The sequence below is a fragment of the Rossellomorea sp. ABR4_012 genome, from assembly GCF_056159545.1.
On record NZ_JBSWVK010000001.1, the window covers coordinates 1,811,505 to 1,827,567 of the forward strand.

Annotated in this window: 10 protein-coding genes; all 10 read left to right on the forward strand. The window is 44.7% G+C overall.

Translation table 11 applies throughout. The annotated features are described in order from the left end of the window. Positions 1-17: 17 nt before the first annotated feature. Positions 18-1,016, forward strand: a complete 999-nt coding sequence (locus tag ACXAFV_RS08850) for a thiamine pyrophosphate-dependent dehydrogenase E1 component subunit alpha (RefSeq protein WP_475125805.1) — start codon at positions 18-20, stop codon at positions 1,014-1,016. 13 nt (positions 1,017-1,029) lie between these two features. Further along, entirely contained in the window at positions 1,030-2,013 is a 984-nt protein-coding gene (locus ACXAFV_RS08855) for an alpha-ketoacid dehydrogenase subunit beta (protein ID WP_475125807.1), read from the forward strand. A 42-nt stretch (positions 2,014-2,055) separates the two neighbouring features. Continuing rightward, complete coding sequence (locus ACXAFV_RS08860; RefSeq protein WP_475125808.1) at positions 2,056-3,432, forward strand: dihydrolipoamide acetyltransferase family protein; 1,377 nt, start codon at positions 2,056-2,058, stop codon at positions 3,430-3,432. 550 nt (positions 3,433-3,982) lie between these two features. Next, entirely contained in the window at positions 3,983-8,341 is a 4,359-nt protein-coding gene (locus ACXAFV_RS08865; RefSeq protein ID WP_475125810.1) for a S8 family serine peptidase, read from the forward strand. Positions 8,342-8,559: 218 nt separating this feature from the next. Then, a complete protein-coding gene (locus ACXAFV_RS08870; RefSeq protein ID WP_475125812.1) occupies positions 8,560-10,374 on the forward strand; it encodes a methylmalonyl-CoA mutase family protein in 1,815 nt (604 codons plus the stop codon). Positions 10,375-10,390: 16 nt separating this feature from the next. Beyond that, entirely contained in the window at positions 10,391-12,523 is a 2,133-nt protein-coding gene (gene scpA, locus ACXAFV_RS08875; RefSeq protein ID WP_475126109.1) for a methylmalonyl-CoA mutase, read from the forward strand. Continuing rightward, positions 12,523-13,554 (forward strand): methylmalonyl Co-A mutase-associated GTPase MeaB, encoded by a 1,032-nt coding sequence (gene meaB / locus ACXAFV_RS08880; protein WP_475125814.1) that lies wholly within the window; start codon positions 12,523-12,525, stop codon positions 13,552-13,554. Before scpA ends, meaB begins: the two co-directional genes overlap by 1 nt. 431 nt (positions 13,555-13,985) lie before the next feature. Then, positions 13,986-14,423, forward strand: a complete 438-nt coding sequence (locus ACXAFV_RS08885; RefSeq protein ID WP_475125816.1) for a BrxA/BrxB family bacilliredoxin — start codon at positions 13,986-13,988, stop codon at positions 14,421-14,423. A gap of 105 nt (positions 14,424-14,528) precedes the next feature. After that, positions 14,529-15,515, forward strand: a complete 987-nt coding sequence (locus ACXAFV_RS08890) for an aromatic acid exporter family protein (protein ID WP_475125818.1) — start codon at positions 14,529-14,531, stop codon at positions 15,513-15,515. Between the two features lie 27 nt (positions 15,516-15,542). After that, positions 15,543-16,046, forward strand: a complete 504-nt coding sequence (locus tag ACXAFV_RS08895) for a L,D-transpeptidase (RefSeq protein WP_475125820.1) — start codon at positions 15,543-15,545, stop codon at positions 16,044-16,046. Positions 16,047-16,063 lie beyond the last annotated feature (17 nt).

The window sequence follows — 16,063 nt, forward strand, 5'->3', positions numbered from 1 at the left end:
GCAGGAGGTAAAAAGATATGGCAGAGAATCGTCATGAAGAATTAGGTCTCTCGAATGAAAAAGTTTTAGAAATGTATGAAACGATGCTACTTGCAAGAAAAATTGATGAGCGTATGTGGTTATTGAACCGTTCCGGGAAAATTCCTTTCGTCATCTCCTGTCAAGGGCAGGAAGCTGCACAAATAGGGGCAGCATTTGCATTAGACAAAGAAAAGGATTATGTCCTTCCGTACTACCGCGATATGGGGGTAGTGTTGACTTTCGGTATGACCGCTCAAGAGTTAATGCTTTCAGGCTTTGCTAAAGCAGAAGATCCAAACTCAGGCGGACGTCAGATGCCTGGTCACTTCGGTCAGAAGAAGAATAATATCGTGACCGGTTCTTCACCTGTAACAACTCAGGTACCACACGCAGTCGGGATTGCTCTTGCTGGAAAAATGGAAAAGAAAGATCTCGTCACGTTCGTGACCTTTGGGGAAGGATCTTCAAACCAAGGTGACTTCCATGAAGGCGCTAACTTCGCAGGTGTACATAAACTTCCGGTTATCTTTATGTGTGAAAACAATAAGTACGCGATCTCTGTTCCGATTGAAAAACAATTGGCGTGCGAAAATGTATCAGACCGCGCAATCGGATACGGAATGCCTGGATATACAGTGGATGGAAATGATCCTCTTGAAGTATATAAAGCAGTTAAAGAAGCAGCAGACCGCGGCCGCCGCGGAGAAGGTCCTACTTTGATCGAAACGATTTCTTACCGTTTGACTCCTCACTCTTCAGACGATGATGACCGAAGCTATCGTTCACCGGATGAAGTGGCAAAAGCGAAAACGAACGATCCGATCATAACATTCGGCGCTTACTTGAAAGAAACGGGCGTAATGAATGATGAGCTTGAAAAAGATATAAACGATCGTGTGATGAAGCAAGTGAACGAAGCAACAGACTATGCAGAAAACGCTCCATATGCTGAACCTGAATCAGCCATGAAGTATGTATACGCAGAAGAGAAGTAAGGGGGAATAGATTATGCCAGTAATTTCATACATTGATGCCGTAACAATGGCTATTAGAGAAGAAATGGAACGAGATGAGAAAGTATTCGTGCTTGGAGAAGATGTCGGAAAAAAAGGCGGAGTATTCAAAGCGACTCACGGATTGTATGATCAATTCGGGGAGGAGCGTGTCATCGATACTCCACTGGCTGAATCTGCAATCGCAGGGGTTGGAATCGGTGCTGCAATGTACGGGTTGAGACCAATCGCTGAAATGCAGTTTGCAGACTTCATCATGCCTGCAGTTAACCAGATCATTTCTGAAGCGGCACGTATCCGTTATCGTTCAAACAATGACTGGAGCTGCCCGATGGTCATCCGTGCACCTTACGGCGGTGGAGTCCACGGGGCACTATATCACTCTCAATCGGTTGAAGCTGTATTTGCCAATCAGCCAGGATTGAAGATCGTGATGCCTTCCACTCCTTATGATGTAAAAGGTTTGTTAAAAGCGGCTATCCGTGATGAAGATCCGGTTTTATTCTTTGAACATAAACGTGCATACCGTTTGATCAAAGGAGAAGTTCCTGAAGACGATTACACGCTCCCAATCGGCAAAGCAGACGTAAAACGTGAAGGTGAGGACATCACTGTCATCACATACGGATTATCCGTCCACTTCGCTCTTCAAGCGGCAGAAAAGCTTGCCCAGGATGGAATTGAAGCACATATTCTTGACTTAAGAACGATTTATCCATTAGATAAAGAAGCAATCATCGAAGCAGCTTCTAAAACAGGTAAAGTACTTCTGGTTACTGAAGATAATAAAGAAGGCAGCATCATGGGTGAGGTATCAGCAATCATTGCAGAGAACTGCCTATTCGAACTTGACGCTCCAGTCAAACGTCTTGCGGGACCTGATGTTCCTGCAATGCCTTATGCACCGACAATGGAAAAATACTTTATGATCAACCCGGACAAAGTAGAAAAGGCTATGCGTGAGCTGGCAGAATTTTAATCCATCAAACACACTGAATGCAAAACGTTAGGAGGGTTCCTCATGGGTATGGAAAATATGAAGATGCCGCAGTTAGGGGAAAGTGTTACAGAAGGTACAATTAGTAAATGGCTGGTATCGCCCGGTGATACTGTAAATAAATACGATCCGATTGCAGAAGTGCAGACGGATAAAGTGAATGCTGAAGTTCCATCTTCTTTTACAGGGACGATCAAAGAATTGATCGCTGAAGAAGGAGATACATTGGAAGTCGGCGAAATTATCTGTTCAATCGAAGTGGAAGGTGCCGGCTCTGCTCCTTCAGAGGAAGCTCCTAAAGAAGAAAAGAAGGAAACTGCAGGTGAGAAACCTTCTGCAGCACCTGTGAAATCTTCACAGGCACCTGTGAAATCTTCACAGGCACCTGCGAAATCTTCGCAGTCACCTAAAAAAGACGCCGGAAATAAAGCAAGATACTCCCCGGCTGTATTGAAGCTTTCTCAAGAGCATGATATCGACTTGAATCAGGTGGAAGGTACCGGTAACGGCGGCCGCATCACTAGAAAAGATCTTAAGAAAATCATCGAGTCAGGCAACATCCCTAAAGCAGCAGACGCACCTGCATCACAACAAGCGGAAGCAGCACCTGCCCCTCAGCAGGTACCAGTCAAAGAACAAGCACAGCCGGCTGCAGCACAGAAGCAGGCAGCACCTGCACCGAATGTACCAGTTATGCCGGGAGATATCGAAATCCCTGTAACTGGGATCCGCAAGGCGATCGCTTCCAATATGGTAAGAAGCAAGCACGAAGCTCCACACGCTTGGACAATGATGGAAGTGGATGTTACAAACCTTGTGGAATACAGGAATTCACTCAAGTCCGAATTCAAGCAGCGCGAAGGCTTTAACCTGACATTCTTTGCTTTCTTCGTTAAAGCTGTATCACAAGCTCTTAAAGAATTCCCGCAAATCAATTCGATGTGGGCAGGGGATAAAATCATTCAGAAGAAAGACATCAATATCTCAATCGCTGTTGCCACAGACGATGCCTTATTCGTTCCTGTTATCAAAAATGCAGATGAAAAAACGATCAAAGGCATTGCCCGTGAAATCACTGACCTGGCTGGAAAAGTCCGAAGCGGCAAGCTGAAGTCAGAAGATATGCAGGGTGGGACCTTTACAGTGAATAATACCGGGTCTTTCGGCTCTGTCCAATCGATGGGTATTATCAACTATCCGCAGGCTGCGATCCTTCAGGTTGAATCAATCGTTAAACGTCCAGTTGTCATGAATAACGGCATGATTGCCGTACGTGATATGGTGAATCTGTGTATGTCACTCGATCACCGTGTGCTTGACGGCCTGGTTTGCGGCAGATTCCTGCAGCGAATCAAAGAAATCTTAGAGAATACTTCTAAGGAAAACACTTCTGTATATTAATAATCGGACCTTACCTTGTAAATGAGGTAATCAGGGTTTGAAAAAGGACTAACCTGAGAGGTTAGTCCTTTTTCTGTTTTTCTTAAATGGTTATTTTTACCTTAATGGAGTTTACACTGCCCTTATATCCCGGGATAAAGTGCCGGATTATTCCCAGAAGAATAATCGTCATTGAAAACTACTTTTTCACGTAGTACTTTATTTACGATAGGATTTCCTGAATAAACAGACTTAACCCCTATTTCTTATTTTTTAAAAATAAATTTTTAGCGTTGCAGAATCCCCTCCTATTTACCCCTGTTTTTTTACCTGAAATCAAAGAATATTCCTAAAATTATGGAATATACGTGACTTTCGACCTTTCATGAAAATATTGAAATCCGACCATTCGTTCATTTTCTGAATATTCAGATTAAAATTGACAAAAAGTTACAACATTTTACAATTGCACTTGGTTATCTTTGGTGTAACACCTACATTTTACCAGGTGAATCCAAATAAGGAGGTGAATCTTGAAAGGAAACATCATTTAAATTTGGGAGGGAATTAAATGAGGGGAAGAAATAAGAGAAAGTGGTTTTCAATCGTATTGACCCTAGTAATGTTCATTCCACTAATGTTTCCATTTAACTCAAACGCAGCAAGTACATCAATGCCAAGTCTGGCAAAAGAAAAAGCTTCTACTTCAGTAAATGATACTGCAAAAGTAAGTCCACAATCGAAGATCACCACTAAACTGCAGGAGCAGTTCAAGAAAGAAAAGCACGTCACATACTTAGTGAAGTTCAAGGAGCAGGTGGACACTAAGGGCGTAGCGAAGAAAGCAGCTGAAAAAGCCGAGAAACAAAAGCTTACAGCAAACGATAAAAAGCTGCTGAAGCGGAATATGGTTGTTTCAGAGCTGCGTGCCACTGCACTTGAAACTCAAGCAGAAGTGAAAAAATACTTAAACAAAGAGAAAAAGAGCGGTGCCGTTAAAAATGTAAAAGACTTTTACGTAGTAAATGGTATGGCTGTTACAAGTACAAAAGAAGTCATGGAGAAAATCGCTAACTTCCCTGAAGTGGCGAAAATATTACCGAATGAAACACGTCAGCTCATCCAGCCGGTTAAAGCAGAAGGTTCTGCAGCAGCCCTGGATATAAAGAAGGCGGAAAAGGCGGATAATAATCCAGCTTCCATCGAGTGGAACCTTGAGCAGATCGGTGCACCGGCAGTATGGGATATGGGAATTGACGGTGCTGGTACAGTTGTAGCTTCCATCGATACCGGTGTTCAATGGAATCACCCGGCATTGAAAGAAAAATACAGAGGGTATGATCCACAGAACCCGGATACTCCGGACAATGAGTTCAACTGGTTCGATGCAACAGCAGGTCAGGGCACTCCATACGATGATCAAGGGCATGGTACCCATGTAACGGGTACAATGGTAGGTTCAGAACCGGATGGGAATAACCAGATCGGTGTAGCCCCGGGAGCGAAGTGGATCGCGGTTAAAGCATTCACTGCCAATGGAGGAACAGATGTGGACTTACTGGAGGCAGGACAATGGATTCTTGCACCAACTGATGCAGAAGGGAATCCACATCCTGAAATGGCTCCCGATGTAGTCAACAACTCTTGGGGAGGCGGACCAGGTTTAGATGAATGGTACCGCGAAATGGTTGCTGCATGGAGAGCGGCGGAGATCTTCCCTGAATTCTCTGCAGGAAACACTACCCTATTCAATCCTGGAGGACCAGGTTCGGTTGCAACACCAGCAAACTACCCAGAGTCGTTTGCAACTGGTGCGACTGACAGCAGTAATAATCTTGCAGGGTTCTCTCTGCAAGGGCCGTCTCCTTACGATGAGGTGAAGCCTGAAATTTCAGCACCTGGCGTTAACATCCGTTCATCCGTTCCAGGCAGTAATTATGAAGGCGGCTGGAATGGCACATCGATGGCTGGCCCTCACGTATCGGCGGTTGCCGCACTTTTAAGACAGGTCAATTCAGATTTGACTGTTGACGATATTGAAGAAATATTAATGGCGACGGCAATCCCATTGACTGATGGTACATTCCCTGAGTCTCCTAATAATGGATATGGCCATGGGCTAGTTAACGCATTTGATGCAGTATCGTCAGTCATGAGCGGTATCGGTAAGATTGAAGGTAACGTATCGAAAGAAGGGGATGATACTGAAGCACCTTCCATTTCACATGCTGCCCCTGCAGAAGCATTTAAAGAAATGAATTTACCGCTTCAAGCGGATGTCAGCGATAATGTCAGTGTAACGAGTGTATCACTGAACTATCAAAAGGCGGATGGTGAGTGGGTTTCTGTTGAGGCTTCAAGAACATCCGGCGACTATACAGAAGGTTCCTACGATGCTGCCATTCCTGGTGAAGATTTAACCGGCGACAGTGTGAATTACAAGTGGAGTGCGTTGGACTTCGGCGGGAACGAAGTTGAAAGTGACACATACACGGTTCCTTTATTACCTGGAATCACAGTAGGGTATGAGCAGGACTTTGAATCTTCCCCTGCAGGCTGGACTTCCTATGGAGAAGCAAACAGCTGGGAATGGGGTGTCCCTACTACAGGTCCAGAGAGCGCAGTTTCCGGAGAGAAAGTGTATGCCACTAATCTAGATGGAAATTACGATAATAGAGCGAATATGTCCCTGCAGATGCCTCCGATCGATCTGCCGGAAGGAAACAGCTACCTGCAGTTCAAGCAGTGGCATGAACTAGAACGAAATTACGATTATGGTCATGTATTTGTTTCTACGGATGGAGAGAACTGGACACAGGCTCTTCGCGTAAACAATGTGACAGACGGCTGGGTGGATGGCGAGGTTGACTTAAGTGCCTATGCTGGCCAGCGTGTCTACGTAGCATTCAATGTGACAACCGATGGAAGTGTCGTCAAAAAAGGTTGGTATCTGGATGATGTTAAACTGAGTGCAGAATCCATTATGCCTTCTGGTAAAGCCCAGTTAGGATTAAAGTCGAAGAGTGACAGCTCTTCATCGGTTTCCAAGAAACCAAGTGTGAACCCTAACAAGATTGAAATGGTGAAACCTGTTAAGAAAGAAGCACCTGTGGATGGAACTTCACCTGCACCGGTGTTGTTACCTTTACAGGCTGAGGTTACAGTACTTGAGACGGGACGCTCTGCTTACACGAATCCTGCAGACGGTTCTTATCAAATGACACATGCAGCGGGTGAATTCACGCTTCAAGCTTCAACATACGGCTTCAGATCACAGACACAAAGTGTAATGGTGGAAGCAGATTCAATTTCGACCGCTAACTTCACGCTGGAGGAAATCCCACGTGGAACGGTGTCGGGAGTCGTAACGAATCAAGTAACAGGGGAACCTGTTGAAGGGGCTACGGTATTCTTAATGGAAGATGCCGTTGTGACACCGGTAGAAACAAATGCAGAAGGTGAATATGAACTCGAAGCCTATGAAGGTGAATATACGCTTAAAGTCGTTGCTCCTTATTACTACAGTCAAGAAGTGACAGTGACAATCGATGGAGGGGAAGCTGCGACAGCGGATATCTCAATGGAACCATTCATCGGCTACCCTGGAGAAATCGGATATGATGACGGAACGGCAGAAAACGCACGTGCATTCTATGATGCAGGTAATGGGTGGGCCGTTAAAATGTCACTTGAAGAAGGAAATGATTCAGCGATGGTAACCGGAGGTCTATTCCGATTCTGGGATACCGAATGGCCGGTGCCGGGCGGAACAGATTTCAAAGTGGCCGTCTATGACGCTTCCGGAACTGACGGGGCGCCAGGTAAGAAAATTGCAGGTCCATTTGATGCAACTGCCCTGAGAAATGGCGAATGGACACATGTAGATCTTAGTGAACACGGAATCATGGTCGATGGAGACTTCTATATGGTCTACATCCAATCAGCACCAAACCCTAACGCACCTGGATTGGGTACAGATGAAGACGGCGAATATGCTGCGCGCAGCTGGCAATTCGTTGGGGGTGCATGGTCTCCTTCTCCTGAGGATGAAGGGAACTATATGATCCGTGCCACAGTAAATTATGAAGTGACTGCACCGGTCATCACATCACCAAAAGATGGTTCATACACGAAACATGAAACAGTCACTGTGGAAGGAACATCAGCACCAACGACCACTGTTCACCTCTATAATGGTGAAGAGGAAGTGGCTACAGCAGAAACAATGGAAGACGGAACGTTCACTGCAGATGTTTCCTTGAATGCAGGAGAAAATACAATTACAGCGAAAGCAGCTACTGAGCAAGGTATGACGGGTGCTTCTGAACCTATTACGATTACACTCGATCAAGTGAAACCGGAACTTGCGATCACTTCTCCTGAAGAAGGACTGAAAACAAATCGTGAGGCAATCACGGTAAAAGGAACCATTGCCGAGGATCATCTTGCTTGGGTAAAAGTGAATGGTGAAAAAGCTTCTGTGAACAACGGCGAATTCAGCCACAGACTTCTCCTGAGCGAAGGGGAAAATATCATCCAGGTCGTCGCAAAAGACAAAGCTGGAAATAAAAAGAAGAAAACTGTAACAGTCTATGCCAAGTTTGGTGATATTGAAATCGAAAATCTTCTTCCAGCTGAAGATAAAGAATTGAAAAAAGGTGAATCTGTTAAAATCGAATTTGACAGCGAACCTGGTTTGGATGCTACGTTCGTCATCCATATGCCACTGACTAATGCAGGAGGGCAATTGACTAACGCGACTGAACTTCCGATGATGGAAACATCCGAAGGTCATTATGAGGGATACTACACAGCCACTTCCAATGTTAAAGCACCTGGAGCAGTGGTTGAAGTGAAAATCTCAGACGATTTTGGAAATGTATCTACTAAACGGGCAGAAGGAAAGCTATATATCAACACCAAAAAATAACAGATTTAGAAAGGGAAGAGCCGGCATGCCGGCTCTTCTTTTTTTGCCTGAATTCAGAGAAGAATTGAAGAAAAGAGAGTTTTTTTATATACTGAAATAGTATTAGAATAAAAATTTCGAATTTTCATCAAAAAGATCAGGCGAAAAAAAGAATCAAAGGGATGAGTAAACATTATTTTGTAAACGATTTCAAAAATGCGAAGTGAAAGAGGGGTACTATGAAGCTTAGTGAGATGAAAGATCAAACATTCAATCCTCCCAGTCTGCAAGAATGGCAGGAAGCGGCTGAAAAAGCCTTGAAAGGAAGAAGCATAGAAACGTTACATACTAAAACCTATGAGGGAATCGACCTCAAACCTTTATTTACAAATGAAGATCTTCCGGCTATCAACCGTGTGGATTCTTATATACCGGATGCAAATCAAAAAATATCGACCCTTAACGAGTGGAGAATCGCTCAGAAACTAAAAAGAGGCACGTGGGAAGAATTATCCCAGGCACTGCACCAGGCGGTCTCAAGGGGACAAAACTGCTTGTCATTTTCAATGGAAGGAATGGAAATCGGAGAAGGATTTGACACCTTTATCAAAGGATTTGCAGGTGAAGACCTGCCGATTTTTAACATCGAGAAAAATAATTCTGAGGTAATCGATCGAATGGCCACTCTTGCGGAAAGAGATAAGTCCTTCAAAGAAATTAGAGGGGTCATCGGATTTGATCCACTCTCAGAAATCGGATTTCAACAAGGCGAATACCAGCTTGATGATTGGGTGGAAGCGGCCGCTGCAGCAGCCTCTCATATTCCGGAAATCAAAACCATCGTAATAAATACGTCCCCGTATCATGAAAAGGGGGCAAATGCCGTACAGGAACTGGCCTATGCTTTGAGTACAGGAGTCTATTATATTGAAAGATTTCAAGAGAAGGGCTGGTCACCAGAAGAAATTTCCAGGAAGATGCATGTTCATTTTTCAGTGGGAAGTCATTTCTTTATGGAAGTGGCCAAGTTAAGAGCATTCAAAAAGTTATGGAAGGATATTCTTTCCTCTTATGGCGTCAATAAAGAGGTGTGTGATGATTGCATCAGTATAAGTGCAGAAACCTCACAATTTAATAAATCAGGACTGGATCAGCATGTGAATTTGATCCGGTCGGGCGGTGAGGCATTTTCTGCTGTACTTGGCGGCGTCAATTACCTGGTTGTCCATCCTTTTGACAGTATAAAAGGTGAAACTACTCCTTTTTCTGAGAGGGTGGCACGTAATATACAGTTGATTCTTGGCGAAGAAGCCCATTTAAATAAAGTTTTCGATCCTGCAGGGGGGTCATATTATTTAGAGTGGCTGACGGAAGAGGCTGGCAGAAAAGCCTGGCAGGAATTTCAGCACATCGATCGCGAAGGCGGGATCGATGCTCTATTGAAGGAAGGGAAAATCCAGGAGAGCGTGAGTAAGGTGCTGGAAGAGAGAGTAGCTGATTCATCCACCCGTTCCCAGTCCATGATTGGTACCAACATTTATGCCAATCTGGAAGATTCACTATCTGGTGTGGTAACGATGAATGGAAACAGACTCTCCCTGCCATTTGAAAAGCTTAGAAGAAGAGCTGAAGAAATGGTGATGTCAGGCAGAAAACCTGTCGCCGGCATTATTGGATTGGGAGAATTGAAGAGCCATAAGGTCCGCGCAGACTTTGTAAGTGGATTCTTATCCACTGGGGGCATTCACTCTCAACTGAGTCAAGGATGTTTCACGAAAGAGGATATCCTTACATTCATTGAAGAGACCAATTTCCCTTATTATGTTGTTTGCGGAAAAGATGAAGAATATGATGCATGGCTTCCGTTGATTGTGGAGACAGCAGCCAATTATCATCCACAAATAAAAGTCGACATCGCAGGTAAACTGAACGAAGAGAGAATGAATGAATGGTTACAGCTTGGGTTGAACGGCTGTATCCATCAGAAGCAAAATATGCTCCATAAGCTAAATGATTTGCTTTCAATCTGGGAGGAGGAAAAGAAAAATGATTAAACCCGACTGGCAGGGAATGGATCCATACTCACAATCGAAGGCGGCGGGGAGTTTTTCTGCTCCTGGCAACACATATGAAACAAATGAGAATGTAACGGTCAAATCCCTCTATACAGAGGAAGATACAAAGGACATCCCCCATCGTGATGATCTGCCGGGGTTAGCCCCTTTCACCAGAGGTCCATATCCGACCATGTATGTGAACAGGCCTTGGACGGTGCGCCAATATGCAGGTTTTTCAACGGCAGAAGAAAGTAATGCTTTTTATCGAAGAAATTTAAGCATGGGGCAAAAAGGCCTCTCGGTAGCGTTCGACCTTGCGACTCACAGGGGCTATGACTCCGATCATCCAAGGGTGGTGGGAGATGTCGGGAAAGCAGGGGTGGCAATCGATTCTATCCTTGATATGAAAATACTGTTTGACGGTATCCCACTTGACCAAATGTCGGTATCGATGACGATGAACGGGGCCGTCCTGCCGATTCTTGCCTTTTATATTGTGACGGCAGAAGAGCAGGGGGTTTCCCAGGAACAACTTTCTGGAACCATTCAAAATGACATTTTGAAAGAATACATGGTGAGGAATACGTATATTTATCCACCTGGAACATCGATGAAGATCATTGCGGATATCTTTGAATATACATCCCGGAATATGCCTAAATTCAATAGCATCAGTATCTCTGGTTATCATATGCAGGAAGCGGGGGCGCCTGCCGATATCGAGCTTGCATACACCCTTGCAGATGGCCTTGAATACGTGAGAACCGGGTTGAAGGCAGGTATTGATATCGATTCTTTCGCCCCAAGGCTTTCATTCTTTTGGGCGATTGGAATGAATTATTTTATGGAAGTTGCGAAAATGCGTGCCGCAAGAAGGATCTGGGCGCAAATGATGAAATCCTTTGCTCCTGAAAATGTTAAGTCAATGGCGCTGCGCACGCATTCTCAAACATCGGGATGGAGCCTGACCGAGCAGGATCCTTTTAACAACGTGACCCGTACCTTGATTGAAGCGCATGCTGCGGCGATGGGCCATACCCAGTCGCTTCATACAAACGCACTGGATGAGGCGATAGCGCTGCCGACCGATTTTTCAGCCCGTATTGCCCGTAATACTCAGCTTTACCTCCAGGAAGAGACGTTAATTACAAAAGTCATCGATCCTTGGGCAGGATCCCATTATGTTGAATCCTTGACGAAACAGCTTATGGAGAAAGCCTGGGAGCATATAGAAGAAATCGAAGAGCTTGGCGGAATGACGAAAGCGATCGAAACAGGACTTCCGAAGATGAGGATCGAGGAGGCAGCAGCGAAAAGGCAGGCAATGATAGATTCAGGTAAAGAATCGATCATCGGAGTGAATAAGTACCGTTTGGATAAAGAGGATGATATTGAAACACTCGATATTGATAATACAGCTGTAAGGCAAAAACAGATAGAGAGAATACAGAAGTTGAAAGAAGAGAGAAACGAAGAGGAAGTTGTTAAAGCGCTGGACGCATTGACGAAAGCCGCGGAAACGGGCGAAGGAAACCTTCTTGAAAAGGCTGTAGAGGCTGCACGGGTAAGAGCCACGCTTGGTGAAATCTCTGATGCAGTCGAAAAAGTATCAGGCAGACATAAAGCGACTATAAGGAGTATCAGCGGCGTGTATAGCTCAAATTTTTCGAATGAAGACGAAATTTCAGTCGTACAGGAAATGACGGAGGAATTCTTGGAGAATGAAGGGAGAAGGCCTCGTATCCTCATTGCCAAGATGGGTCAGGATGGGCACGACAGAGGTGCGAAAGTAATCAGCACGGCCTTTGCCGATCTGGGATTTGATGTTGATATCGGTCCGCTGTTTCAAACACCGGAGGAAACAGCTCTTCAAGCGGTCGAGAATGATGTTCATGTCATCGGATTCAGTTCACTTGCAGCCGGCCATAAAACCCTCTTGCCGCAGTTGGCGGCCGAGCTCAGAAAACTTGGAAGAGAGGACATACTCATTGTAGTAGGAGGCGTCATTCCGGCAAAGGACTATGAATTCCTGCTGAACAACGGTGCGTCGGCCGTATTCGGGCCGGGCACGATCATTCCGGTCGCCGCACAGAAAGTGATAGAGGAGATTTACGAAGTACTCGGTTATGAGGAAGTGACCGAATAATGGACGCACAACACCCGGAGAAAAAGAGGAGATTTGTGAAGAAAAACCAGGATCCGATTTCCATCCCAACATTGAAGGAAGGGATTCTGAATGGAAATCGCAACTCACTGGCAAAGGCCATCACCTTAATTGAAAGCAATGCCGCCCATCATTATGAATGCGGGCAAGAGCTTCTCGGGGAAGTGATGCCCCATACAGGGAACAGCCTCCGGATCGGTATCACGGGAGTCCCGGGGGCCGGAAAAAGCACATTTATCGAGGCGTTTGGAGAGATGCTGTGCAACCAGGGGCATTCTGTAGCGGTTCTTGCAATCGATCCAAGCTCTTCCTTATCCGGGGGCAGCATTTTAGGGGATAAAACAAGGATGGAGCAGCTGTCAAAGAACCCGAGAGCCTTTGTCAGGCCGTCACCGACAGCGGGAACGCTCGGAGGTGTTCACCGTAAAACGAATGAAACCCTGCTTTTGTGCGAGGCGGCCGGTTACGACATCATCATCATTGAAACTGTAGGTGTCGGGCAAAGTGAAGTCATGGTCAGACAAATGGTTGACTTCTTCCTTTTGCTCGCCATCACCGGAGCGGGAGATGAGCTGCAAGGGATGAAAAAAGGCATCATGGAACTAGCCGATGCTATGGTCGTCAATAAAGCGGATGGAGACAATAAGCCACTCGCCGAAAAAACGAGACGGGAACTCAACCAGATTCTCCACTTTCTCGTACCGGCGACAAAAGGATGGACTTCAAAGGCATATACATGCTCAGCCCTTGAGAATAGAGGTCTGATTGAGTTGTGGGGTGTCATAAAAGAATTTGAGAAGACTACAAAAGAAATTGGCAGTTTTCAGGACAGGAGGACCTTTCAAAAGAAAGAATGGTTCTACACCATGCTAAAAGACCGTATCCTATCAGATTTCTTCCTCGATGAAAAAATAAAGCCTGCCGTTCCGCATATGGAAGAAAAGGTGAAAATCGGTGCCCTTACCACTTCGAAGGCAATCGAGGAGCTGCTACATCTTTACAGGCAGTCTTGATACTGTTAATTAGTTGAAGTCAATGCCTAAGTTCCAAGATATTCTATGGATTTATTGAAAAATTGCAGATGATTAGAGAGGACATAATTTATTACTCTCTATTTTGGATCTCTACAAAACTTTATCTTAACTCGTTCCAGCTGTAGATTGGAGTGCAAGACGAAGACTCCTGCGGGGAAAGCGAGACTGGTGAGACCCCGCAGGAACGCAGTGACGAGGAGGCTCACCAACCGCCCGCGGAAAGCGAAGTCTTGCACGGAAATCACCAATGGTATTAACAGAACTATTTTATAAAGCATTCAATTGTTTACGAGAACAATCATTTTCAATTGAAAATAAAGGCCAAAACTTGTTATGATGGTGGTACATCAAACTTCGTGAACAGTGGAGAATGATAAAGAACAAAGAGCAGTGAAAAGGAGAGTCCAACAATGGATATGGATTTCAATTTATTTATGAACGATATCGTCCGCCAGGCCCGTCAGGAAATGGAGACATCTGGTTATTCACAAATAACAACAGAAGAAGAGGTGGACCAAGCTTTCGCTAAGCCTGGTACGACACTTGTCATGATCAACTCAGTTTGCGGATGTGCCGGGGGCATTGCCCGTCCTGCAGCGGCTCATGCCATTCATTACGATAAGAGACCGGATCAATTGGTTACAGTGTTCGCAGGCCAGGATAAAGAAGCAACGGCTAAAGCGCGCAGTTATTTTACCGGCTACCCGCCATCCTCACCATCTTTCGCTTTATTAAAAGATGGTAAGCTTATGACGATGGTAGAAAGACATGAAATCGAAGGTCACGATCCAATGTCGGTTGTGAACAAACTGCAATCCTACTTTGACGAATATTGTGAAGAAGTGTAATAAATAGACAAAAAACCTGTCAGCGCATTCTCTGGCAGGTCTTTTTTGTTAATGCTTCTATATGGTATTCTTAAAGAATCATTTTAACTGTTAGGAGAAAGAAGCATGTTCCGTATAGGATATCGAACACTTAAAACCGGGATCGGGACTGCCCTGGCGATCAGTATCGCCCAACTGTTTCAGCTTGATAATTTCGTATCAGCGGGAATTTTGACCATCCTTTGCATTCAAAACACAAAGAAAAAATCCGTGCAGGCATCCTCCAGCCGCTTTATCGCTTGTGTAATCGGGATGTTATTTTCTGCAGCATTCTTTGAATTCATTGCCTACCACCCGATTGTTATCGGTCTCTTGCTTCTCGTCTTCATCCCTGTAACGGTTTCACTGCGGATAAAAGAAGGAATCGTTACAAGTTCAGTCATCATCCTCCATGTGTATTCCGCGGGAAATGTAACACTGGGACTCTTCAGGAATGAGATGGGGATCATTGTGATCGGTATCGGCATCGCACTGATTATGAACCTGTATATGCCGAGTGTGGAAAATAAACTGGCTGAGTATCAGGAAAAAATCGAAGAGAACTTTTATAAAATTTTTTGTGAACTGATCAACCATCTTAAAACCAATCGCAGTGACTGGGATGGAAAAGAAATCACCGAAACAGAAAATTTATTAAAAGAAGCAAAAACCCTTGCTTTCAAAGATGTGGAGAACCATTTTCTTCGTCATGAAGACTTGTATTATCTTTACTTTAAAATGAGGGAGAAGCAGTTCGAGATTCTGCAGCGTATTCTCCCGATTGCTGCCTCGATCTCGATAAGAGTCGAGCAAGGTAAGAAAATAGCCCAATTTCTGGAAGAGTTGAGCCAGCATATACACCCAGGTAATACCGCACTTTTTTACCTGAAGAAACTATATGATTTAAAAGTGGAATTTGAGCAAATGGATTTGCCGAAAACTCGGGAGGAATTCGAAGTACGTGCGGCCCTTTATCAGTTTGTGCAGGAGATGGAACAGTATCTGTTGATAAAAAGCTCCTTTAAAGGCATTCAAAAGAATGAGAAAAGCAAAAGAGAAGTACACTACACCTAAGATCGAATATAAAGGGTGATACGAGCAATGCGCATACTTCTTGCCATTTTGCTGATGGCTTCTCCAATCTGGCCGCTGGGTAGAAATCCCCTGCCCGGGGATCCGTTTCTCATCGTAAATAAAGAAACCAACCAGCTGGCTTTTATCAACGATGGAAAGATTGCCGGTACATATGGCGTAGCAACCGGCAAAACCACCGACTTAACACCAGAAGGCCTTTTCAACGTAACTGTCAAAGCGAAAAATCCATATTATCGCAAGAAAAACATCCCGGGCGGCGACCCCAGGAATCCGCTGGGGTCAAGGTGGATCGGTTTTGATGCGGAAGGAACGGATGGAAGGATTTACGGCGTCCACGGCACAAATCAGCCTTCAAGCATAGGGAAGTACATTTCCAACGGATGCATCAGGATGCTGAATGAAAATGTAGAATTCATCTATGACAGGGTGCCCATAGGCACGAAGATTTTAGTGGTGAAAACATCAAAATCATTTCAGGAATTAGGGAAGGAATATGGTGCATTGAAATAAAAAAAGGATTTGCTCTT